This is a genomic window from Pleomorphochaeta sp. (assembly GCF_050031695.1).
GTDB lineage: Bacteria > Spirochaetota > Spirochaetia > Sphaerochaetales > Sphaerochaetaceae > Pleomorphochaeta.
Map to the genome: position 1 here is coordinate 1 of NZ_JBNAIC010000035.1, position 25149 is coordinate 25149.

Annotated in this window: 24 protein-coding genes and 1 tRNA gene; 23 read left to right on the forward strand and 2 right to left on the reverse strand. The window is 28.3% G+C overall.

The genetic code is table 11. The features are described from left to right. Positions 1-38: 38 nt before the first annotated feature. The 7 genes from ACPKM0_RS06260 to ACPKM0_RS06290 all read left to right on the forward strand — a co-directional run bounded on the left by ACPKM0_RS06260 (position 39) and on the right by ACPKM0_RS06290 (position 6435). Positions 39-110 (forward strand) — tRNA-Glu (locus ACPKM0_RS06260). Positions 111-155: 45 nt separating this feature from the next. Beyond that, on the forward strand, positions 156-659 hold the full coding sequence (locus ACPKM0_RS06265; protein WP_472474352.1) for an asparaginase domain-containing protein: 504 nt from the start codon (positions 156-158) through the stop codon (positions 657-659). Between the two features lie 227 nt (positions 660-886). Beyond that, the gene (locus ACPKM0_RS06270; protein ID WP_472474354.1) at positions 887-1468 is read left to right on the forward strand and encodes a hypothetical protein; all 582 of its coding nucleotides are present in this window, start codon (positions 887-889) and stop codon (positions 1466-1468) included. 84 nt (positions 1469-1552) lie between these two features. Beyond that, entirely contained in the window at positions 1553-2920 is a 1368-nt protein-coding gene (locus tag ACPKM0_RS06275) for an aldehyde dehydrogenase (RefSeq protein WP_472474356.1), read from the forward strand. Positions 2921-2973: 53 nt separating this feature from the next. Continuing rightward, entirely contained in the window at positions 2974-3867 is an 894-nt protein-coding gene (locus tag ACPKM0_RS06280) for a hypothetical protein (protein ID WP_472474358.1), read from the forward strand. Between the two features lie 185 nt (positions 3868-4052). After that, positions 4053-6092 carry an elongation factor G gene (gene fusA / locus ACPKM0_RS06285; RefSeq protein WP_472474360.1) on the forward strand — a complete coding sequence of 680 codons (2040 nt, stop codon included), beginning with the start codon at positions 4053-4055 and terminating at the stop codon, positions 6090-6092. Between the two features lie 13 nt (positions 6093-6105). Further along, positions 6106-6435, forward strand: coding sequence for a helix-turn-helix domain-containing protein (locus tag ACPKM0_RS06290; protein ID WP_472474362.1), 330 nt, complete (start codon positions 6106-6108; stop codon positions 6433-6435). 76 nt (positions 6436-6511) lie between these two features. On the opposite strand, the gene ACPKM0_RS06295 is transcribed toward ACPKM0_RS06290, so the two are convergent. Then, on the reverse strand, positions 6512-7195 hold the full coding sequence (locus tag ACPKM0_RS06295) for a cyclase family protein (RefSeq protein ID WP_472474364.1): 684 nt from the start codon (positions 7193-7195) through the stop codon (positions 6512-6514). A 206-nt stretch (positions 7196-7401) separates the two neighbouring features. On the opposite strand from ACPKM0_RS06295, the gene ACPKM0_RS06300 reads away from it, so the two are divergent. The 16 genes from ACPKM0_RS06300 to ACPKM0_RS06375 all read left to right on the forward strand — a co-directional run bounded on the left by ACPKM0_RS06300 (position 7402) and on the right by ACPKM0_RS06375 (position 24369). Next, the gene (locus ACPKM0_RS06300) at positions 7402-8400 is read left to right on the forward strand and encodes a LacI family DNA-binding transcriptional regulator (RefSeq protein ID WP_472474366.1); all 999 of its coding nucleotides are present in this window, start codon (positions 7402-7404) and stop codon (positions 8398-8400) included. Then, complete coding sequence (locus tag ACPKM0_RS06305; RefSeq protein WP_472474368.1) at positions 8401-9309, forward strand: ketopantoate reductase family protein; 909 nt, start codon at positions 8401-8403, stop codon at positions 9307-9309. Between the two features lie 230 nt (positions 9310-9539). Beyond that, the gene (locus tag ACPKM0_RS06310; RefSeq protein ID WP_472474370.1) at positions 9540-10163 is read left to right on the forward strand and encodes a GntR family transcriptional regulator; all 624 of its coding nucleotides are present in this window, start codon (positions 9540-9542) and stop codon (positions 10161-10163) included. 399 nt (positions 10164-10562) lie between these two features. Beyond that, on the forward strand, positions 10563-11612 hold the full coding sequence (locus ACPKM0_RS06315; protein WP_472474371.1) for an NHL repeat-containing protein: 1050 nt from the start codon (positions 10563-10565) through the stop codon (positions 11610-11612). 31 nt (positions 11613-11643) lie between these two features. Continuing rightward, positions 11644-12630, forward strand: a complete 987-nt coding sequence (locus tag ACPKM0_RS06320; RefSeq protein ID WP_472474373.1) for an ABC transporter permease — start codon at positions 11644-11646, stop codon at positions 12628-12630. A gap of 3 nt (positions 12631-12633) precedes the next feature. Continuing rightward, positions 12634-13545: an ABC transporter permease gene (locus ACPKM0_RS06325; protein ID WP_472474375.1), complete on the forward strand. Its 912-nt coding sequence runs from the start codon at positions 12634-12636 to the stop codon at positions 13543-13545. 10 nt (positions 13546-13555) lie between these two features. Beyond that, entirely contained in the window at positions 13556-14542 is a 987-nt protein-coding gene (locus tag ACPKM0_RS06330) for an ABC transporter ATP-binding protein (RefSeq protein WP_472474377.1), read from the forward strand. 4 nt (positions 14543-14546) lie between these two features. After that, on the forward strand, positions 14547-15503 hold the full coding sequence (locus tag ACPKM0_RS06335; RefSeq protein WP_472474379.1) for an ABC transporter ATP-binding protein: 957 nt from the start codon (positions 14547-14549) through the stop codon (positions 15501-15503). 46 nt (positions 15504-15549) lie between these two features. Next, positions 15550-17133 (forward strand): ABC transporter substrate-binding protein, encoded by a 1584-nt coding sequence (locus ACPKM0_RS06340; RefSeq protein ID WP_472474381.1) that lies wholly within the window; start codon positions 15550-15552, stop codon positions 17131-17133. An 86-nt stretch (positions 17134-17219) separates the two neighbouring features. Further along, positions 17220-17780: a hypothetical protein gene (locus ACPKM0_RS06345; protein ID WP_472474383.1), complete on the forward strand. Its 561-nt coding sequence runs from the start codon at positions 17220-17222 to the stop codon at positions 17778-17780. Then, a complete protein-coding gene (locus ACPKM0_RS06350; RefSeq protein WP_472474385.1) occupies positions 17774-18805 on the forward strand; it encodes a lactonase family protein in 1032 nt (343 codons plus the stop codon). Before ACPKM0_RS06345 ends, ACPKM0_RS06350 begins: the two co-directional genes overlap by 7 nt. Positions 18806-18810: 5 nt before the next feature. Beyond that, a complete protein-coding gene (locus tag ACPKM0_RS06355) occupies positions 18811-19554 on the forward strand; it encodes a nuclear transport factor 2 family protein (RefSeq protein WP_472474387.1) in 744 nt (247 codons plus the stop codon). 179 nt (positions 19555-19733) lie between these two features. After that, positions 19734-20201, forward strand: coding sequence for a NanQ anomerase/TabA/YiaL family protein (locus tag ACPKM0_RS06360; protein ID WP_472474389.1), 468 nt, complete (start codon positions 19734-19736; stop codon positions 20199-20201). Between the two features lie 136 nt (positions 20202-20337). After that, the gene (locus tag ACPKM0_RS06365; protein WP_472474391.1) at positions 20338-21486 is read left to right on the forward strand and encodes an MFS transporter; all 1149 of its coding nucleotides are present in this window, start codon (positions 20338-20340) and stop codon (positions 21484-21486) included. Between the two features lie 375 nt (positions 21487-21861). Next, positions 21862-23934 (forward strand): elongation factor G, encoded by a 2073-nt coding sequence (gene fusA, locus ACPKM0_RS06370; RefSeq protein WP_472474393.1) that lies wholly within the window; start codon positions 21862-21864, stop codon positions 23932-23934. Between the two features lie 135 nt (positions 23935-24069). Then, entirely contained in the window at positions 24070-24369 is a 300-nt protein-coding gene (locus tag ACPKM0_RS06375; RefSeq protein WP_472474395.1) for a GNAT family N-acetyltransferase, read from the forward strand. 39 nt (positions 24370-24408) lie between these two features. On the opposite strand, the gene trmB is transcribed toward ACPKM0_RS06375, so the two are convergent. After that, positions 24409-25149 (reverse strand): tRNA (guanosine(46)-N7)-methyltransferase TrmB, encoded by a 741-nt coding sequence (trmB, locus tag ACPKM0_RS06380; protein ID WP_472474397.1) that lies wholly within the window; start codon positions 25147-25149, stop codon positions 24409-24411.

The following is a 25149-nucleotide window of genomic DNA, read 5'->3' on the forward strand; positions in this document are numbered from 1 at the left end:
GTCAAAGGTTCAAATCCTTTGCAGCTCAACTTTTTAATGTCTCCTTCGTCTAGTGGTTAGGACACCGGGTTTTCATCCCGGCAACACGAGTTCGACTCTCGTAGGAGATGTATCCAGTTCAGTAGAACTGGATTTTTTTTGTTATGGAGGTTAAAATGAAATCAGAGATTAGAATAATTACAACTGGTGGAACTTTTGATAAACAGTACAACCCTATTGAAGGTCAACTAACTTTTGTTGAATCACAATTACCTAAAATTTTAAAGGATTCAAGATGTACAACTAATATTACATTAGAATGCCCAATAGCTATTGATTCATTATATATGAATGAACAAGAAAGAAAAGAAATTGTGAAAAGTATTTTCAACAGTCTTGAAGAAAAAGTTTTGGTAATACACGGTACAGATACAATGAGTGTTACTGCAGAACTTGCAAAAGAACTCCAAGATAAAGACGATACCCATACTGTAGTATTTACAGGAGCTATGGTACCATATTCCCTTAAAGACAGTGATGCTGTATATAATTTGGGCTGTGCACAAATAGCTGTTCAATTATTACCTCCAGGTATATATATTTGTATGAACGGTAAAGTTTTTGAAGCTGGTAAAGTTTATAAAGATAAAAAAGTTGGTATTTTTAAAGATAAAAACTAATTGCTCTTGCCATAACAAACAATAAATATATACAATTGTTTCTATTGCATATTCAAACATATAACTATCAATATTTTATAGTGTTTTATATTTATAACTTAAATCATGTTTAGTGTAATTAACTATTTTAATTAAATTAAATAGATTCCATAATATTTATTTTTCTAATATTGAAACTTAGACACACTTGTTATATTATATAAAGTATAATTGTTTAGGAGATACTTATGACAACAACTCAATTATATCAAATGATTGAAGAAGAAATGTTTGACAAACACAAAGAAAAACCTAGAGTAGACTATGATGTTTTTCTATCAAGTTGGTTTGTAGAAAACTGCATTGATACAGTTTCTGATTACCCACTAGATAAATTAAGATTCGTCTGTCCTCAGAAATTTTTTACAACTTTGCTTCATTGCGAAAGTGAAAAACATATTATTCTTTTAGCTACTTATTTTTTACCTGCTAATTACACAATCCCAGATCAAGTAATCAAAGATTTTGTAAATTATCCAGATGAAACGTTTCATCCTAAACATCCTAAAATAAGTCAAAATGCTTTATTTGAAAAAGCTTTATATGATAAAGATTATCACATCTCAATGACAATGGTTACAACAAGCAATCAATCATTAGATGGAAGATCTTGGAATATGCTTAATCGCTTTAATAAAGAATTAGATACTACATATGATTGCAGAATCACTGCTAGATACTTAGGTTTACAAAATATTAAAACATTATATCAATATAATGAAGATATTTTTGCATATGAAAAATTATTAGAACAAGAACTAACTCTATAATTTTTCTAAATTTCTTTATTTAATTGATTCATTCAAAATCCAAGACTAATTTTGTTTTGGATTTTTATTTTTAAAGGATAATTAATGATTAATATTGATACTATTGTTAATACACAAAAAAAATACTTTTTACAAGGTAATACACTTTCATACAGCTTCCGCCTAGATAAATTAAGGAGATTAAGTTCTGCCCTTTACACTTGGGAAAAACCAATAATGGAAGCTTTATACAAAGATTTAGGAAAATCTAGTGAAGAATCCTATATGAGTGAAATTGCTATTGTTAATCATGAAATTAAGTACCTTATTAAAAATCTTAAATCATTAATGAAAAAGAAAAAAGTCAAAACTCCTATTATGCATTTTCCATCTAAAAGTTACATAATAAATGAACCTTTAGGAAATACTCTTATAATGAGTCCTTGGAACTATCCTTTACTTTTAACATTATCCCCTCTTGTATCAGCTATTGCTGGTGGAAATACAGCAATTATCAAACCATCTAGATATAGTGAAAACACATCGATTGTTTTAAAAAACATGTTAAATTCTATTTTTAGCAGAGACTATGTTGAAGTAATTCTAGGGGGATCTAAAATTAATCAAGAATTACTTGACCATAAATTTGATTTTATCTTTTTTACAGGTAGCAAAACTGTTGGTAAAATTGTTATGAAAAAAGCTGCTGAATTTTTAACACCTATTGTTTTAGAATTAGGTGGAAAATCTCCAGTTTATGTTGATTCAAGTGCAAATATCAAAGTAACTGCATCTAGATTAGTTTGGGGTAAGTTTTTAAATGTAGGGCAAACATGCGTCGCTCCTGATTATGTTTTATGTCACCAAAAAGTATATCAAAAATTATTATTAGCAATTAAAAATGAAATAATAAACATGTATGGCGATAATCCACTATACAACAAAGAATATGGAAAAATAATAAACGAAAAACACTTTAATAGATTAACTCATTTATTAGATGACGGAACATTGTCTTATGGTGGATATTTAGATCCAGAAACAAGAAAAATCTCCCCAGCCATATTAGTAAATGTTGATTTTGAAAGCCCATTAATGCAAGATGAAATATTTGGACCTATTCTACCAGTAATAAAGGTAGGAAATTTTAATGAAGCTGTATCCTTTATTAAATCAAAACCTAAACCTTTAGCTTCATACATATTTACACATAATTCTAAACAAATTGAATTCTTTAACAATAATTTAAGTTTTGGGGGTGGATGTATTAATGATTGCATAATCCATCTTGCTAATCCAAATATGCCATTTGGAGGAATTGGAGAAAGTGGTATGGGTAGCTACCATGGTAAAAAAGGTTATGAAACGTTCACACACAATAAATCTATAGTGAAAAAAAGCACACTAATTGACTTAAAATTAAGGAAGCCCCCATTAAATAACAAAATGAACAAACTAAAAAAGCTATTATAAAATTTCTTGATAAATATGTATTTCCCCTTTACTATAAATATTAGGGGGTAAAAATGAGAAAATTTTACATATTTTTAGTAGCCTTTATTTTTATTAACGTTAATCTTTTTAGTGCTATTAATTTCAATCGTGCGGACAATCTATACATCGAAGATGAAATAGACAAATTAGAATCATTATTACAAGATGAATTAAAAAACGCTTCATCAAACCAAGATAAAGCTGAGATTTATTGGAGACTTTCAAGAAATCAAGTAAGTTTGGGTGATGATGCTGAAAAAGATAGCCAAAAACTTGAATATTATAATTTAGGTTTAGAATATTCAAATAAATCAATAGATTTATATGATAATGCAATGGCTCATTTGTGGAAATCTAGTAATATTGGTAGAATTGGGCAAACAAAAGGCGTTTTAAAATCTTTAGCAGCTGCAAGCGATATGAGAGCTGATTTAAAAATCATATTAGATGATTTTAATGAATTAAATTCAACAGAAACATGGTATGTATTAGGAGCGCTTTACACAACAGTACCAGGAGGCTTTATTTCTTTTGGAAATAAAACATTTGGTATTTCATATTATAGAATTGCTGTAGATACAATCCCCGAAGCTCAAATCTACCCTAACCATTATAAAGCATTAGCTGAAGCTCTATACGAAAGAAATTGGAGTAAAAGCAAAAGAAGTAAAGATATTAAATCAATGAATTCTAAGTGGAAAAGCCTAGATAATAATTATGAAAAATATGCATATTATGAAGGCAAAGATAAAGGATCTACCATCCCTTATTATTCATCCGTTGCCCTAAATAAAATGAGTGATAGACAAGAAGCTGTTATGCTATTAAATTACGCTATTGCTAAATATAATGCATGGCCTTATCACACTGATGGGGAAAGCGAAGCTATTGAAGAAATAAAAACATTAAAATCTCAATGGACATAAATTTCATTTAACATTATTCAAGAGCTTGATTATTAAATTAAGCTCTTTTTTTATTGTTCATACAATAAATTAACTAATTGAAAAGATAACATTTTTTTGTTACTCTATCAAAGATTTTAACAATATATAATATATAAAAAATAAATAAGATTTAGGAGCATAAACGTTTTTACGTTTGAAAAGTTATGATTGCAAATAAAACAAGAAATATTGGTATTATGGCACACATTGATGCTGGTAAAACTACAACAACAGAAAGAATACTATACTACAGTGGTGAAAATCATAAAATTGGAGAAGTCGATAATGGTAATGCTACTATGGACTGGATGGAACAAGAACAAAATAGAGGAATAACCATTGTAAGTGCTGCTACTACTTGTTACTGGAAAGATCACCAAGTAAATATAATTGATACTCCTGGCCACGTTGACTTTACAGCTGAAGTTGAAAGAGCTCTTAGAGTTCTAGACGGTGCTGTTGCAGTTTTCTGTGCAGTTGGAGGCGTTGAGCCTCAAACAGAAACAGTTTGGAGACAAGCTGACACATATAAAGTTCCAAGGATTGCATTCATTAATAAAATGGATAGATTAGGTGCAAATTTCTATAACGTAGTTACAGAAATGGAAAAGAAACTTGATGCAAATCCAGTTCCTCTTTATATACCTGTTGGTAGTGAAAATGATTTTAATGGTATTATTGATTTAATTAATTTAAAATATTTAACATTTGATAAAAATGATTTTGGTGAAACCATAATCGAAAGTGATATTCCATCTGAAATGAATGATTTAGTTGATGAATGGAGAGAAAATTTAATTGATAAAGCATCAACTTTTGATGAAGAAATTATGGATTTATTCTTTAATGAGGAAGAAATTTCTTCAGATAAACTAAAAAATGCTATAAGAAAAGGTTGCTTAAAAAGAGAATTACTACCTGTTTTTGTAGGTTCTTCATTAAAAAATATAGGTGTTCAACCTGTTCTTGATGGTGTTATTGATTTTTTACCTAGCCCATCAGATGTGACAAGCATGTATGGTATTAATATTAAAAAAGATACTGAAGTACAAATTTTACATGATGAGAATTCTCAACCTTTAGCATTATTGTTTAAAATACAAATGGATAAAGAAGCTGGTGTTTTATCGTATGTTAGAGTTTATCGAGGTAAATTGAAAAAAGGTACTAACATTTATAATGTATCAAAATCAAAAAGAATTAGAATCGGTAGAATCTTAAGAATGCATGCAGATAGAAGAGAAGATTTATCAGAACTAACAGCAGGGGACATCGGTGTTATAGTTGGATTTAAAGATGTTCAAACAGGTGATACATTATCAAGCGAAGGTGAAAAGATATTATTAGAAAAAATGACTTTCCCAACACCTGTAATATCTATTGCTATTGAACCAAACTCTCAAGATGATAGTGATAAACTAAAAAAAGCTCTTATCCAATTATCTATGGAAGATCCAACTTTTACATACAAAGATGACAGTGAAACAGGCCAATTAGTAATAAGTGGTATGGGTGAATTACATCTTGATGTTTTAGTTACAAGATTAAAAGATGAAATGAAAATTGAAGCTCATGTGGGTAACCCTCAAGTATCATTTAGAGAAAGTATTACAAGTGAGGCTTCTGGATCTGAAGTATTTGATAGAGTCATAGCTAATAAGGAAAATTATGCTAAAATTGGTATTGAAGTTAAACCTTTACCAATTAGATCTGGAAATAAATTCAATATTAGTGCAAATACAAGAGGAATAGATCCTAAAATTATAGCAGCTATTGAAAGAGGAATTACTAATTCTTTCTTAAGCGGAATAAAATATGGTTATGAAGTTTGTGATGTTGAAGTAAATGTTACTGAAATTGGCTACGATGAATTAACAGCAAGTGAGTTTGCTTTTGAAGCTTGTGCATCAATGTGTTTTGATAAGATTTGTCAAAGTGCAAATCCTGTTATAATGGAACCAATTATGAAAGTTGAAATAGTAGTACCTAACCAATATATTGGTGAAGTAATTGGTAACTTAACATCAAGAGGTGGAATAGTTCATAAAATTGATTCTAAGCCTAATGCTGATCACATAAGTGCAGAAAGTCCTCTTTCAAAAATGTTTGGTTATTCAACAGCTCTTAGATCAACTACACAAGGAAGAGGTAATTTCTCAATGGAATTTGATCATTATTCTCCTAAAGCTGATCAATCTTATTAAAAAGTAGAGGATAATGAAGAACACTTTAGATTTAAAGACAATTTTTGCAAATAATTTAAAAATTAAGCGAAAAAAAATGAAATTAACACAAGCTGAATTAGCAAAAAAAATTGATGTTTCAGCATCTTTCATCACGGAAATTGAAAACGGAAGAAAAGCTCCTTCATTTTCTAATATAGAAAAAATAGCAGCTGTATTAAACACTCCGTGTTGGACATTATTCATCGAAAATGGAGACCAATTCGATTTAAGTTTTAACGAAAAAGAATTAATATCATTTGAATTAAAAATGAAGTTAAACAAATCAATTGATGATTTTTTTACTGAAAAAATGAAAAAATAAAATCTATATAAAAAATAAAATCCCTTGTTTTGTATAAAGCAACACAAGGGATATTTTTATTCTAAAATAATTTTTTTTAATCAATAAAAGGAGGTAAATTTTCAATTGCAATAACTCTTACAGGAGAGGAATCTATACCTTTTATTGGTAGTGGTTGGAATACGATAAAGAATACTTCTTGAGATAGTTTATCAAGATTTTTTAATACTTCGATAAAAGTAATATTTTGTTCCATTAAAATATCATGAAATGGTTTTACATCTTCATTACAATTTTCAATAGATACACCATCTCCAAAACCTACACATTTAACTTCTTTTTCTTTAAACCAATTAGCTGATTCAACACCAATAAATAGACGTTTATCTACTTCAGTATTGGTTAGATTAGTAAAAGGTGGAATCTGATAAGGAGAATCAATAATAACAACATCACCCTTTTGAACTCTTCCTTTTGAAGCTTTATCTAAATCAGCTGCAGTTATGTGTTGATTAGGTTCACAATTTTCTAAATTTAAATAAACACATCTACCCACAAAATGAGTTACTGGTAACTCTAATACATCTGCCCAATTATCATCATGGTGATAAGGTGTTTCTACGTGAGTTCCTAAGTGAGTTGTTAAATCCATATCAGTATGGAAATCTGGTATTGGCCCCCCTGTGTTAAATCTTCTAATTTTACATCTTCTGCTTTCAGTTTCTGGATCTAAATGTTTTGATAAATCAATAATATTTATATTAGTATTTTCTAATAACATTTACTTTTCTCCTTATATAATTAATCTCAGCGCATTGCATTTTTATTGACAGCTAAAAAAATAAATGATATATTCAACAAAGTTGCAACCGGTTGCAATTAATACTATCAAGTAAAATCTAATATGTAAAGAAAATTTCTTGAAAAATATAAATTTTTTTTATATTATTGAAATCGGTTACATAAATAAATGAGGAGGATATAAAATTGACAATTTATGAAATAGCTGAAAAAGCTGGAGTGTCAGCGAGTACAGTATCAAGAGTTATCAATGGAAAATCTTCTGTAAATAATAAAACTAAAGAGAAAGTACAAAAAGTATTAGATGAAAACAACTTCCAATTAAATGAAATGGCTAGAAGCCTTTCAACAAAGAAATCTAATCTAATTGGAATATTAGTAGCAGATATTAGAAATTCACACTATACCGAAATAGCATATGAAACTGAAACTAATTTATTGGAAAAAGGTTATTGCTCATTAATTATTAATGCAGGAACTACTTTTTCTAGAATGGAATCAAGTATAGAGATACTAAGTCAAAGACAAGTTGATGGAGCAATAATTATAGGTTCCATATTCCAAAATAAAACAGTTGAAAAAAGTATAAATAAATATTTTAATGACAGGCCAATTGTATTTTTAAACGGCACTCTACCAAATGATAATGTTACAAATCTATTAGTCGCTGAAGAACAAGGGGTAAAAGAAAGTGTAACTTTATTAAAAAATTATGGTTATCAAAACATTTTATTTTTAAGCTGGATGGATACACCTAGTACAAAAATAAAATTAAGAGGATATATAGAGGGAATTAAAGAATCTAATTTTAAACAAAATACACTTTTTTTAAAAGATGAAAACAATATCTCTCAAGTATCTAAAGTGTTAACATATTTAGAAAAACACACTGAAATTGATTCTATAATATGTTCTGATGACTATTTAGCTACCTTAGTAATAAAATTATTGAATGATAATAATATAAATATACCAAGTGAAATAGGGATAATTGGTATTAATAATAGCTCTTATTGTAATATAACCTCCCCTTCTCTAACCTCGTTAGACAATAAAATGGGAGAATTGGGACAACTTGGAGCTCAAACACTTATTAATATAATCGATAAAAAGCATGTTTCAAAAAAAATGCAATTGTTTCCTGAAATAATAATTAGAGAAACAATTATAAACAAAGGTAGTTAAATGAAAATAGCGATAATCGGTGCAGGAGCTATGGGTTCCATATATGGCGGAAAGTTATCATCAAAAAATGATGTATCCTTAATAGATACAAATGAAAAAGTAGTAAATATTATTAATTCAGATGGTTTAAAAATCGATGAAGAAAATAAAACAAATATTTATAAGCCAAAAGCATATATAAACTCTGAAAAAATAGGAGAAGTAGATTTATTAATAGTTTTTGTAAAAGCAATATATTCTAAAGCTGCTTTAGATCAAAATAAAAATCTTATTGGTAAAAATACATATTTAATGACTCTACAAAACGGAGCAGGACACCAAGATTTATTAATGAACTATGTTAGTGAAGATAAAATAATAATTGGAACAACTGAAGACGTTGGAAAAGTTATTGATTTTGGTCATATTGCAAGATCTGGTAAGGGTAAAACTAATATTGGTTTCTTAAATCAAGTAAACGAAGATTTTCTCTCAAAATTAATTAATTCGTTTAATGAAAGTGGATTTGACACACATTTTCATAAAAATATTAATCAATTAATTTGGAATAAACTATTTATAAACACCACATTAAGCGCAACTACTGCATTACTTCAATGTGAAATAGGATATTTAGGAAAGTGTAAAAATGCATTGAATATGGTTGAACAATTACTTGATGAATCAATTGCAGTTGCTACTTCTTTGAATTTAAAAGCAAATAAAGCATTATTGATGGAAGAAATAAATGCAGTTATAAAAAACGCTTCGAAAGGAGTTACATCTATTTGTGCAGATATAAGAAATAGCAGAAAAACTGAAGTAGATACTATAAGTGGAGCAGTAGTAAAAGAAGGGGAAAAACATCAAATCCCTACTCCAACTCACAATTTCGTAGTAAATCAAATACATGCACTAGAAGCAAAATAAATATTACTTAATTAATAATTATAAAAAAAAGACTATCTTGAATATAGATAGTCTTTATTAGTTTAAAAAAATTTAATAATATATTTTATGGTAAGTAATATATCTAACAAAACAATAGTTGCTATACTGTCATTATAATAGAATTATGTATTTAAGGGTTGTAAAATTTGAATACCTGTTGTATACTTTATAAATACAACATAAAGTATATTAAACTTTAGGAGTAATTTGTGGAAAATAGAGATTTAAAAACATTAGCATATAATATAATAAAAGATAAAATTATAAATTGTGATTATAAACCTGGATCACTTTTAAATGAATCTCAATTATCAAAAGAATTAAACTTTAGTAGAACACCGATTAGACAAGCATTAAATGGAATTGAGCAAGAAGGATTTATAAAAACTCTTCCCAAAAAAGGAATATATGTACAACCTGTTACACTTGCTATGGTTAGACAAGTTTTTCAAACTAGAATAGAAATAGAACCTATTACATTAAAATTAGCTGGTAATAATCTTTCTAAAGAAAAGTTACAATATTACAAAGATGGATTCTTAGGAAAATTTGGAGAAGTTGATTTCAGATTTGATACGGAAATGCATCTATACATAATAAATAATTGTGATAATAATTTTTTAATATCAATGATGAAAAAAGTATTTGATGAAAATACTAGAATAATTATTTCTTCAGGTCAAAATAAAACTAAAATTCATGATGCAAAAAATGAACATATAGAAATTTTAGATTTATTATTAAATAATGAAGTAGCTATTGCTCAAGAAAAAATGAAACTACATATTGAAGCATGTAAAAAAGCAGCATTAGACTATTTTTATCAACTATAAATAATTAAAAAAACAAAAATAATATACAAATTTAGTCTTATTCTTTGTCTAAGAATAAGGCCATTTTGGTTGAGACAATTATATTTACAGCTCCCATTTTTTCCAAAAAAAACGCATAAAAAAAATTTAAAAAAAAACTTGTTTTATTAGAATTAGTAGGTTATACTCAAGTTATTAGTGTTGGATACAACAACAATTTAACAATTATTTCACTTGGTTTTTTGTTGTTTAGTTTCTGATTCTAAAGATAAGAAATAATAAGTAAATTGAGTATAAAACATTATACCTAAGATTAAGTTGTTATTAAATTGTAATTTTATATGAAAAATCATTCATAATTTTTTGTATAAGGAAAACAAACCTTAAATAAAGAATGTTAATTAAATGGAGAGTATGTTTATGAAAGACATAAAAATTGATTTATCTGCGTCAAAAAACGCCAAGAATATTTATACTGATGGCGATTTTACTTTTGAAATGATTCCTGACTTTGTTCAATTCCCTAATCCTGATTGGGAATTTGAATATGTAGGCTCTGGTTGTTGTAGTGCTGATGGAATTCTTTATGTATTTATGAGAGATGCAATTAGTAGAATTGCAAAATATGATGCTGAAACTGGTGAATATTTAGGAGACATTCAAACAAGTCTTATTAAAGGTTTACATTTTGGATGTGTAACACCAGAAAATACTTTAATCTTAGTAGATGTTCCTAACCATTGTGCTGTTGAAATGTCTCTTGAAGGTGAAGAAATTCAAGTATTTGGAGAAAGAGGAAAAGCTAGCGACTCAGGAAGAGATAATCTTTATTGGAAAAGAGAACGTAGATATGGTACTCAATTCCCAACTGAAATTGAATGTTATTTCACAAGTGAAAAATGGGAATTCCATGAAGCTGGTAAAAGAATAACTCATTGTGCTGAACCGTTTAACATGCCAACATCTGTAACTTGTACAAATGATGGAAAAGTTTACTTTGGAGATGGTTATGGTAACTGTGCAGTTCATTGTTTTTCAAGAGATGGTAAATTACTAAGTACTTGGGGTGATACAGTAAATGGTCCAAATCATTCATACAACCCAGGTCCTGGAAAATTCTTATTTGTTCATGGTGTAGAAACAGATTCTAAAGAAAGAGTTTGGGCAAACGACAGAGAAAACAATGCTGTTAATGTTTTTGACAAAGACGGAAATGTTGTTGCATATTTACATGGCAACCTAGGACAACCTTCTGATTTACATTTTGATGGTGAATTTATGTATGTAGTTGGACGTGCTGGTTACATGACTATTTTTGATATGGATTTCAATATTAAAGCACAAGTTGGATATTTTAATAGTGATATTAAAGCTCACGGTATCTCTGGAAATAGCAAAGGTGATATTTTCTTATTCCCAACTAAAGCAAATCCTGATCATCAAGTAATTAAATTAAAAAGAATTAAATAGTTTGAAAGAGTAAAAGGAGAATTTTATCTCTATGTTTTCTTATATTATAAAAAGAATTTTATGGATAATTCCAATAATGATTGGTGTAATAACAATAATATTTGTTATTACAGCAATCACTCCGGGGGATCCAGTTGACCAAATAGTAGGCATTAATGCTTCACAAGAAGTACGTGAAGCAAAAAGAGCTGAATTAGGTTTAGATAAACCTGTTATAGAAAGATGGGCAAATTATCTAACTAATGTGATGACTAAAGGCGATTTAGGTGTTTCTTATAGTACTGGTTGTTCAATTTCTGAAGAAATAAAAACTCGTATTCCAGTTACATTAACATTAGCTTTAGTTTCTGTTCTAATCAGTTTATTAATTGGTGTTCCGCTAGGCATTCTTTCGGCAATTAAGCAATACACGTGGGTAGATAATATAATATTAGTTTTCTCAATGCTAGCCGTTTCTATGCCGAGTTTTTGGCTTGGTTTACTATTAATGATGCTATTTTCGGTTAATCTTCATTGGCTGCCTACTACTGGTATCAGCACTATTTCTGGTTGGATTTTACCAATATTTGTTGCAAGTTTTGCTTGTATTGCAATGTTTGTAAGATACACAAGAACAAGTCTATTAGAAATAATGAGACAAGATTATATAGGTACTGCTAGAGCCAAAGGTCAAAAAGAAAGTGTTGTTATTTGGAAACATATGCTTAGAAATGCACTGATTCCTATTGTATCTAGCATAGGTATTAACATTGGTAACCAACTCGGTGGGAATATTACAATTGAAGCTGTATTTGCACTTCCTGGTATTGGTACATATGTAACAACAGCAATTAATAATAGAAACTATGCCTCAATGGAAGGTGGAATATTAGTAATAGCTATTATCTTTACAATTATTAACCTAATAGTAGATTTAGCATACGTTGCAGTAGATCCTCGCCTAAAAACTACATTAACAGAAAAAAAAGTAAGTAAAAAAGAAATAAAAAAATTATTAGCTTTAGAGGGGGCTTTGTAAATCATGGCAAAAAACGAAACTCCAGAAATGATTAAAATTAATAAAAAACGATTAAATCGAAAAGGTGAACTTAAGAAAACTAGTGCTATGTCTGACTCTTGGAAAAGATTAAGACGAAATAGAACAGCAATGATTGGGCTTGGAATGGTAATTTTATTATTTCTTCTTGTAATCTTTGCACCTTTAATAATCCCTTATGATTATGCACAACATGATTATAATTCAATGGTACAAAAACCTAGTTTACAACATTTCTTTGGTACAGATAAATATGGTAGAGATGTATTTTCAAGATGTATATATGCAACAAGAATATCATTACCTATTGCTTTATGTGCTGTAGTTGTTGCAAATTTATTTGGTGGAATTATTGGTACATGTTCTGCATATTTTGGTGGAAGAGTAGATAATATAATAATGAGAATTGTAGATATTTGGGGTTCAATTCCTGGCTTAATGTTTAGTATCGCAATTGTTGCAGTTTTAGGAAATAAAATGTCTGTTCTTATTTTAGGATTAAGTATAGGTGCTATTCCTAATATGTCGAGAGGTTTTAGAGCGGCAATATTTACAGTAGTAAATGATGATTATATAGAATCTTCAAGAGCTATTGGTGCTAGTGAAGTAAGAATTATGATTAAACATCTTATTCCTAACGCTATAGGTTTAATAATTATTCAAATTGTAATGTTAATGGGTGTAGAGATCCTCTGTATCTCAATGCTTAGTTATTTAGGTGTTGGTATTTTACCGCCTACTCCTGAATGGGGTGTAATGCTATCAAATGGTAAAGAATTTATTACAGGTGCACCATATTTAGTTCTATTTCCAGGACTTTGCATAATGTTCGCTGTATTAGCTTTTAATTTATTGGGTGATGGATTAAGAGATGCATTAGATCCAAGACTAAAATAAGGAGATAATTATGAAAATAAAAGATAGACAAAACTCTCCTTTATTAGAAGTAGAGGATTTAGTAATACACTATGAAACAGACGAAGGAGTTGTTGAAGCTGTTAATGGAGTTTCTTTTAAACTTGAAAAGGGTGAGTGCTTAGGTATTGTTGGAGAAACAGGAGCTGGTAAGACAACTATAGCTAAAATGATAATGCAGCAATTACCTTATCCACCAAGTCATGTTATAAGAGGAACTGTAAAGATAAATGGTGACGACTTAGGTAAAAAAAGCCGTAAACAAATGGAAAAAATAAGAGGAAAAAAACTCAGTATGATTTTCCAAGATCCAATGACAGCTTTAAACCCTGTAATTCCAATTGGACAACAAATTAGCGAAGTTATCAAAATTCATGAAAAATTATCAAAGATTGAATGTGAAAGAAAAGCTATTGATATGTTAGAAATAGTTGGAATTAGAGCAGAACGCTATAAAGATTTTCCTCATCAATTATCTGGTGGTATGAAACAACGTGTAATAATAGCAATTGCTTTAGCATGTAATCCTAGATTATTAATAGCTGATGAACCAACTACAGCTCTTGATGTAACCATACAAGCTCAAATTTTAGATTTAATAAAAAATTTGCAAAATGAGCGACAAATGGGAGTAATGTTAATTACTCATGATTTAGGTATTGTAGCTGAAATATGTACTAAATGTATCATTGTTTACGCAGGTGAAATAGTTGAATCAGGTACTGTTGAACAAATTTTTAATAATCCATGTCATCCATATACAATTGGATTATTTAATTCAATTCCAAGTTTAGACAAAGATGTTGATAGATTATGTCCAATTCCAGGAGATATAATCGACCCTACTTCATTACCTAATCATTGTAGTTTTTATGAAAGATGTGAATTTAGAAAAGATAGTTGTAAAAATCATGAACCACAATTAATAGAAATTGAACCTAATCATTTTGTTAAATGTTCTAGTAAAATAAGGAAATAACCATATGAATATTTTAGAAGTAAAAAATTTAAAGAAATACTTTATTACTAATACTGGGATTCTACATGCAGTAGATAATGTTTCTTTTAATCTAGAAAAGGGTAAAACTTTAGGTATTGTTGGGGAATCTGGTTGTGGGAAATCAACACTAGGAAAAACTATTATTAGATTAATTGAACCTACTTCCGGACAGATTAAGTTTAATGGAAAAGATATCGCAAAGTATAGTAAAAAAGAATTCCATAAAGTTAAACCTAATATGCAAATGATATTCCAAGACCCTTTTGGATCATTAGATCCAAGAATGTCAATTAAAGAATTAATCGCTGAGCCATTAATTATTTATAATAAAGTTAAAAATAATAATGATTTAGATAATCAAGTAAATGCTTTAATGGATAAAGTTTGTTTAGCAAATAGATTTTCTAATAGATACCCCCATGAATTAGATGGTGGTAGACGTCAAAGAATCGGTATAGCTCGAGCTTTAGCATTAAATCCAGAATTAATTGTTTGTGATGAACCTGTATCTGCTTTAGATGTTTCAATACAAGCACAAGTTCTGAACTTATTGCAAGATTTACAAAAAGATTTAGGATTAACTTATATTTTTATCACTCATGATATGTCTGTTGTAAAACATATCTCTGATGAAATTTGTGTTATGTATTTAGGAAAGATTGTTGAGAAAGCTGATAAAAAAACATTATTTGAAAAACCCGTTCATCCTTATACAAAAGCATTATTATCGGCTATTCCAGTACCTTCATTAACAAATAGGCCTAAAAGAATAATATTAGAAGGAGAGTTATCTTCTCCTATTAATGTTAAAGATGAATGTAGATTCATTTCTCGCTGTTCCTACAGTAAAGATGTTTGTATAAATAGTAAAAATCCCGATTTAATCGATATCGATAAGAATCATTTTGTTTCTTGTCACAGATCAAAAGAATTTATTTAAGAAATAAATAATATATATGAAATAAAATCATAAAAAGGAGTAATTTATGAAAAAGAGTATATTTATTGCAATTTTGTCAATTTCAATAATGTTTAGTTCAATCTCTTGTAGTAACAAAACTGAACAAAAGAGTGACAATACTAATAAGAGCGTCACAACTGCTGCAACAAAAACAGAGGCAAAAGACACTTTAAACGTAGGTAACAGAAGTGAGCCTAATAGCCTTTGTCCACAGTACAGTGGTGGTAATGACAATGCTAGAGTTGATACATCATTATATGACACTTTAGTTGAATGGGATGATAGTACTAATACTGTAAAACCAAGTGTTGCAACAGAGTGGGAATGGCTTGACTCTACACATATAGCAATGACACTAAGAGATGATGTTTATTTTTCTAATGGAGAGCAATTAACAGCTAAAGATGTAGCTTTTACATTTGAACAAGGATCAAAATATTCACTATCAAACTATTATTCTAAATATGATGCTGAAGCAACAGAAATTGTTGATGATCAACACATTGTCATTGCCTTTAGTGCACCATGGCCAAGTTTTGTTAATGTTATAGCATCTACACACTATGCATTATTATCACTTAAATCATTTGAAGATGTTAATGAAGACTTAAGTAAATTATCAAGAGAACCTGTAGGTTCTGGTAAATATACCGTTAAAGAATGGAAACAAGGTACTTCAATTACATTAGAAAGAAATGATAATTATTGGAATAAAGAAGCACTTCCATATTTCAAATATATTAAACATACATTCTTAAGTGATAATGCAACTCGTGCCCTTTCATTAAAATCTGGAGATATAGATATCGCTCAAGATTTAGCAGGATCACAAGTAAATGACATTGATAATACTGATGGATTAACTTGTATTAAAAAAGTACAAAACACTATTAACCCAATTGCTTTCAACTATGCAGTACCTGCTTTCCAAGATGATAATGTTAGAGAAGCTATTGCATTAGTAGTTAACAGAAATGCTTTTAACCAAACTGATTACGGTGGGTATTCAAAAGTAGCATATTCAATTTTAGGTCAAGGTTCTCCTTATTATACAGAATGTGATGTACCAGAATTAGATGTTGAGAAAGCTAAGAAATTAATGGAAGAATCAGGATATAATGATAAAAATAGACTTAAACTTTCACTAGTAGCACCATTTAAAGATACCGAAGGCACACTACTTCAAAATATGATTTCTCAAATCTATATTGATCTAGAAGTACAAGTTACAGATATAGCAACATATTTAGGATATTTATTTGAAGGTGATTTCGAAATAGTTTTCTCTGAATTAGATAACTGGGATCCATTATTAATTCTTGATTATATTGATAGTCGTCTTTCTTATGCATTAGCTAAAGGTGGTTCACAGTATAACGGTAAAAATGAAGCAGAATTACATAAATTAATTGATCAAATCAAAGTTACAACTGATGAAGAAGTAGCAGCTAAATTATATGCTGAACTTCAACAATTTGTTCTTGATAATAATGTATTAATTGGTGTACAAAGTGTAGCTCGTTTTGATGCTCATTCTAAGAGCATAGAAGGCATTGTATATGATGTTCGTGGATGGTCAGTCTTAACTAATGTTCATCCTGTAGAATAATTTATTAAAATATTCAAATAGATATATTAGTTCAGTTATAATCATAGCTGAATTAATATATCATTATTTATAAAAGGGAATAGAGTATGCGACCAATAGCTGAAAAGTATTTTAATGATTACAAAATGGAAGAAGTTGTTAAAGAAAATGGCAAAGGTACTAAAAAAGTATTAAAATATTATGGTGATTATTATATCCATGATATGAAAGATAAAAAATGGAAAACACAGAAAATTTTATTTTTTATAAATGTTTTATTAGTAATAATTCTTTATTTTTTTAGTATTACAATCAAAACTGAAAGTAGTTATATAAACTATGTATCAGCTCCTCCGTTGTTATTTATTATCCCTCTTATACTATTAATAATGGGAAGTTTTAAAAATATAATCAATAAACGAAAAATGAGTAAAAACGAGTACAATGAATCAATTCTTTTTTTAAAAATAGGATCAATAATCGGCATTATTTCAATAACTCTATCCATTATTCTAAAGATAATTTTTATAACTAAACATAACAACTTGCTTACTAATTCAAGCGAAATAACTGTTTTATTATTAAATTTAATAATCTTAAGCCTTTTAATAACAATGATTATTTATTTATACAAAATTAAGTTTATCAAAGAGAGTTCTAAATGTTAAATTACACTGCATTTATTGGTACTAATTCAACTAGAAACAGTGAAGGAATATATACTTTAAAAATACCTAAAAAAACATTATATCCTAATATAAAATGCACACAAAGCAATTATAATGCAGGTGCACTCGCATTAAGTAATGACAATAATTATTTATATGCAGTTGAAGAAGGAATGACATATAAAGGGTATGCTTCAGGTGGAGTTAACGCTTATAAAATAAATAAAGATGGGAGTCTATCTTTATTGAATGGAATGCCCACAAATGGACAAAGACCTTGTAGTATAAATGTTGATAAAGAAAATAAACATTTATATGTAGCTAATTTTTTTGGTGGATCTATATCCATTTTTTCTTTAAATTCTGATGGAAGTATTAATCAACTTGTAAGAACAATTACAGAGTTAAAACCTAAAGAATGGCTTCATGCAATTCATGATGTAAATTTAATTAATAATGGCAAATTCCTAGCCTATATGTCAGTAGCTTCTAGCTCTTTTATCGTAATTAATCCTTTAACGGGCAAAAAATTAACACAATATAATTATGGTAATAAAGTATTTGTAAGAAGTTTTACAAGCTTTGACAAATATATATACACAATGCTACAAAAAACTGGGGAAATATTTGTTTTAGAATATTTAGAAGAATCAAATAAAATTAGAAAAATACAAAAAGTTACAGCTTTAGAAGTTTTTGATAAAAATATGGATTTTGGAACTTCTGCTATAAAAATTACACCAAATGGGAAACTATTATTAGCAGGAATTAGAAACACAAATTCTATTTCAATCTTTTCAATTGGAAAAGAAGGACAATTAAAATTTGAAAATTCTATAGAATTACCTGGAGAATGTCCAAGAGATTTTAATATCTCAGCAGATGGGAAAATAGTTATTACTGCATTACAACAATCAGATGAAGTATGCATACATACAATCAACTATGAAAATAAAAGTTTAGATTATACTAATAATAAAATCCATATTCCCTCACCTGCTGCAATCGAAATAATTGAAGGATAATTAAAATGAATAACGATTTAAATATAAAAAATAAAATTGATGAAATGAATAAAAAAATAAATATTCTTTCAGCAAGATCTAAAATAGAAAATTTAATGGGGAGTTACCAATATTATTATACTGCAGGAAACACACAAGCTATTACAAAAGAGTTATGGGCTCAAAATAGCCATAATGCAACCCTTGAATGGTGTGCATCAGGTATATTTAAAGGAATAAAAAAAATTAGTACCTTTTATGAAAAAGATATAATAAAAGGGAAATTATCTGTTTATACTTTAAATACACCTGTTATTGAAATAGATATAGAAAATAATAAAGCTCATGCTATATGGACAGCTATTGGAACAGAAACGGATGCAGGAGAACTAGGAGAAAATCCTCCAGCCACTCTTGAAGAAAAAGCTTTATTAACCTCAAAAGATAACAATGGAAATGCATATAGAGCAGAATGGGTATGGCAAAAATATGAAGGAACTTTTATTTGTGAAAATGATAATTGGAAAATATTAAATTTACATATTTATGAAATATTTAGATGCCCTTTTGATAGAGATTGGGTTCAATATTCAGTTGAAAGATTTAAAACAGATGGAATATTAATAGACAGTGTTTTTACCTCAAATTTACCTTTTGATTTAGACGGTCCACCTGAAAATAATGCTGATGAAGCATCTTCTTTTCATTGGCAATATAAATTAAATTCATTACCCCAAGTAAGACCTACGCCACCAAAAGAAATAAATTAATAAAAACTAAATATTTTCTTTTCTAAACAGAAATTAATAAACATATAAATTTCAAATCTCAATTCGTTGAGATAGGTTTTATATACTAAAAATTAATCTAAAATTTTTAAAAATAATAATTAAGCAATATTTATCAATAACTATTGTTTAAAAAGTAAAATCAAATCAAGGAGATAATAATGATTTACGACAGCAAAAGTAATGTAAAAAATTACAAAGGTATAACTGAGCTACTAGATAAGGCTTTAGAAGTTATGGTATCAGGAGAATTAAACGAATTAGAAGATGGCTTTCACGCTATAGATGGTGAAAAAATTTTTGCTCATGTTAAACATTATGACACAAAAGATTTTGACACTTGTGAATATGAAGCACATAAAAATTACATCGACATTCATTCTAATGTATTTGGCAATGAAATATGTTATGCAAAAACATTAAAAGATATGGATTTAATTGATTCATTTGATTCGAATGAAGATATTGGTTTTTATAAGAATGATAAAAGATGTGATTATCCTTTTATTATCAATGAAGATTCTTTCTTAATTGTATTCCCTCAAGATGCACATAAACCAGCTTGTTCAGTTAATACAAACAGCGCAAAAGTGAAAAAAATAGTACTAAAAGTATTATACACTCAATAAAATACAATTTAAATCAATAATTAAAAGAGAAATTACATAAAAAATTAAAAAATAATTGATGTCATTTTGTATTACTTAAACAATGACATTGATTTTTTATTTTTTATTTTTACAAATAATTGGAGCAAAAATAATAATGGAAAATCAAAAAGATTTATCTTTTTCAGGTCTTGTTGGGCTAATGCTAGCAAGCACATTAACAATAATGCTAGGGAGCGCTGTTGTACCAGCACTTCCTAAAATTGCAGAACAATATTGCTTAGGTCATTTATCAGGGTGGGTTGTAACAGTTCCTTCTATTGGGGTGGCTCTTTGTTCATTATATTCAGGCAAATTAATTGATAAATTTGGATCTTATAAAATGGCGCTAATAGGACTTTTATTATCAGGAATATTTGGAACAACTACATTTTTAATGCCAAATGTTTTTCTAATGCTTTTATTTAGATTTCTATTAGGCGGTTCTGCAGCTATTGTAATTGCAAGTAGTACAAGTTTAATTTCACATTTTTATACAGGCAAAAAACAATTAAAGATGATTGCTGTACAAGGAATGGTTATGCAATTAGGGGGAGTCTTATTTTTAACAACTAGTGGTAGACTTGCTGAAATTAATTGGTTCTCTCCTTTTTTTATATATTCAATAAATATATTAACATTTATAATTATATTGTTATTTGTTCCTAATTTTAATAACAACAATAAATTAAAAAGAGATAATCTAAAAAGCAATAAAGCAAAAAATAGTAAAAAAAATAGTTCTTTAATTCATACTCTAATTCTTACATTTTGTGTAAATATCATATTTTTTACTTCTGTTTTAAAGTTACCGTCTTATTTACAAAATGATTTTGGATATAGTTCAACCTTTACAGGAAATTATATTGCAACCATATCCCTTATTGCAGTAATTGTTATTGGGTTTATTCCAACAATTGTAGCAAAATTTTCTAATAAAATAGATTTATTAATTGGTTTAGCAGCTTTTTCTATAGCTCATTTCTTACTTTACATTTCTGATAGTGCTAATTTATTATATTGTTCTGTTATATTTATGGGTATAGGGTTTGGTTTAACACAAACATTATTAAATAATCTTGTTGTAGCTAATAGCACAGACTTTAACAAAGGTCAAAATTTAAGTTTTTACAGTTTAGCAATGTTTTCAGGACAATTAATCGCTACATTAATATCTTCTATTTTTATTAGTGCATCAGGATTTTTAGTTTGTTCAATAATTGCATTATTCGTATTTATAATGACTCTTATACTTTTTGAAAAATAGAATTCTTTTCAAAATTTATACATTTTTATAGCTCTCTTTATAAAAATATAAAGAGAGCTTTTATCATTTAAAAATTAAAATGATGCAAAACTTTCATTATAAAATCCTAAAAATCAGTCTGTTTTATAATTCCTAAATAACGAAAAATTAACTTTACATTAGTTTTTTTTAATATTTTTCTTTCTAATTTCAAAATTAAATCAATATTTTAATTATTTATACATACTACAAATACTAAAACTAGACTTAAATAAAAATCTTATTTTTACACTATTTTAATAAATAATTAGAAAATAAAAAGTTTGACATATGAAAATTGGAGGCTTAACATATAAGAAATACGCAATTATTAGCTTAACAGCACAAGGAGGAATTATGAGCGTTACCAGTACTGATTTAAGGAATGTCGCTATCGTCGGCCACAATGGTACCGGAAAAACCTCTTTAATGGAGCAACTACTCTATTATAGTAAGGTTATTTCCAAGGTAGAAAATGTAGATAGTGGGAAAACCACTAGTGATTTCACAGAAGAAGAAATTAAAAAACAAATTTCTATACATACCAGTCTAGCAAATCTAGAATGGGATTCAAAATGTCTCAACATCCTTGATACTCCGGGTTATTCAGGTTTTATTGGTGAAGCAATTTGTGGGTTTAGAGCAACAGAAGCTTCATTAATGATTGTAGATGCTAGAGATGGAGCTCAAATCGAAACAATAAAATTATGGCGTCGTTTAGACAATAGAAATAAACCACGTGCTGTTTTTATTAATAAAATGGATCGTGATAGAGCAAGTTACACTAATGTAATTAATGATTTAAGGGAACATTTCGACGCAACTTTTGTTCCTACCTTCATACCAATGGGAGAAGGAAAAGATTTTAAAGGCGTAATTAACTTAATTGAAGATAAGGCATATTTCTTTGATGATAATAACAATGAAAAAGTCTCAGAAATACCAGAAGAATATAAAGAACATGAAGAAGAATACAGAGAACAATTAATTGAATATGCTGCTGAAGGTGCAGATGACCTAATTGAAAAGTATTTTGATGAAGGAACTTTAGGCGCTGATGATATTAGAAGAGGACTAAGAGAAGGTCTAGCAGATAATAGAGTAGTACCTGTATTCTGTGGTTCAACACTTAAAGGTAGTGGAATTATTTCTTTACTAAACTTTGTTGCTCACAACTTTCCATCCCCTCTTGGTCAAATCGAATGGACTACTGATGAAAATAATGAACATGTAGATATGGCAATAAGTGAAGAAGGCGATGCAAGTGCATATGTATTTAAAACAACTATAGACCAATTTAGTGGTAAATTAAGCTACATTAAAGTTGGAACTGGTGCTTTAAGAACAGATATGGAACTTACAAACCCTGAGTTAAAGAGAAAAGAAAAAATTGGTAAAGTTTATAGAGCTGTTGGTAAGAAATTAATTGAAACTGATAGCCTTGTTGCAGGTGATATTGGTATTATTGCAAAAAGTAATATATCAGCTACTAACTGCACTTTATTACAAAATACTAATTCACAGAAGTTCTTATATAAACCTTTAGCTTTACCTGACCCTATTTATTCATTAGCAATTTCAACTGATGATAAAAAAAGCGCTGATAAATTAAATGAATCACTTCATAAAATTTGTGAAGAAGATTTAACTTTCCAAACACGATTTAATGAAGAAACCAAAGAATCTGTAATTAGTGGTATGGGTGATGTTCATTTACAAATGATACTAAATAAGATTGCTGAAAAACAAAAAATAAAAGTTCATACAAAACTACCAAAAATAGCTTATAGAGAAACTATTAACAAAAAAAGTGGTATTGTTGAATATGCTCATAAAAAACAAAGTGGTGGTCATGGTCAATATGGTAAAGTATTAATTGAAATCGAACCATTAGAACGTGGCTTAGAATATGAATTTGTAAATGCTATTAAAGGTGGATCAGTATCTAAAGGTTATGTACCTGGAATTGAAAAAGGCTTACATGAAAAAATGAGTGAAGGATATTTAGCAAACTATCCATTAGTTGATATAAAAACAACCCTTGTTGATGGTAAAGAACATCCAGTTGACTCTTCAGAAATGGCATTTAAATTAGCAGCAAAAGGAGCATTAGATTTAGCTTTAGCAAAAGCTAGTGTAACATTATTAGAACCATTTACTAATGTTAAAGTATTTGTAGATAATCAATATTTAGGTGATATCTTATCAGATCTTTCAAGTAAACGTGGTAGAGTAACAGGTCAAAAAGAATTCGGACAACTTCAAGAAGTCGATGCTCAAGTACCTCAAAGCGAAATGTTAAATTACGCAATTGATTTAAAGAGTATGACATCTGGAACTGGTAGTTTTGAACTTGAATTCTCACATTATGAACCTTTATCAGGTAAAAATGCTGAAATAGTAATTCAAGCTTCAAAACAAGACGAATAAACAATATTGGAGATTTAACAAATTGAGCTATCATTTGATAGCTCTTTTTTATTTTAATCGATTTAACTATATAATGCTTGTAGTTTTATAATAAATTCGATATATTTAACCTATCATTTTAATAGGAGTTACATAATGGAATTTATAATTGAAAATGATAAAATTTTCTATAGTGAAAATGGTAATGAATTAGCTTATATTTTATTAGATTACACCCCTGATGGTTTAGTTGTTTTAGATAAAGTATTTGTAGATCCAAGTCTTAGAGGACAAGGAATCGCTTCAAAAATAATGACATTTGCAGCTGATTATTTTAAAAAAGAAAAAATCACAGTTGTGCCTTTATGCTCATATGCTCATACTTGGTATTTAAGACATGAAGATTATTCTGATGGAATCAAAATGCCAGAAGAAGGGCCTAGATGTAAATTATAATTTAAAAAGGATTGATTATTTATGATCAATCCTTTTTTTTTACTCTTTTTCAAACCAAACTTCATTAATATTATAGTCTAATTTAACCCCGCGTCTTTCATATTTTGTTGTAGGTCTCCATTCTCTTGAATCACTATAACCATTATAAGAATTTGTCATATCATTAGTTTCTGTTAATACTTCTAACATTTGCTGTGCATATTCTTGCCAATCTGTTACACAATAAATATAACCACCAGTCTTTAATTTTTTAGATAATAAATTAGTAAAAGGAGTTTGAATTAACCTCCTTTTATGATGTTTTTTCTTTGGCCAAGGATCTGGGAAAAATATATGGAACCCATGAACACTCCCATCTGCTATCATATCATTTAAAACAGCAACAGCATCAAATCTCATTAATCTTACATTTTCTATATTTTCATTTCCAATAACAGATAATAATTTTGTAAACCCATTTAAAAATACTTCTATAGCAATATAATTAAATTGACTTCTATCTTTTGCTATTCTATGTGTTGACTCCCCTGTTCCAAAACCAATTTCAATAATTACAGGTTTATCATTATTAAAGATTTTTTTAAAATCCATAATTTCATCTTTATATCTAATCACATAATGATCATAATAATTTTTAACAGCTTCAAGCTGGAAGGTATGTAATTTATTAGTTCTAATTACAAAAGAATGAACTTCTCTATTTTTATTATCTAAATCTTTTTTTTCAACAATAGCTAATTCAGGATATTCATCATATAATGATTGTGCTTTTTCTCTCAT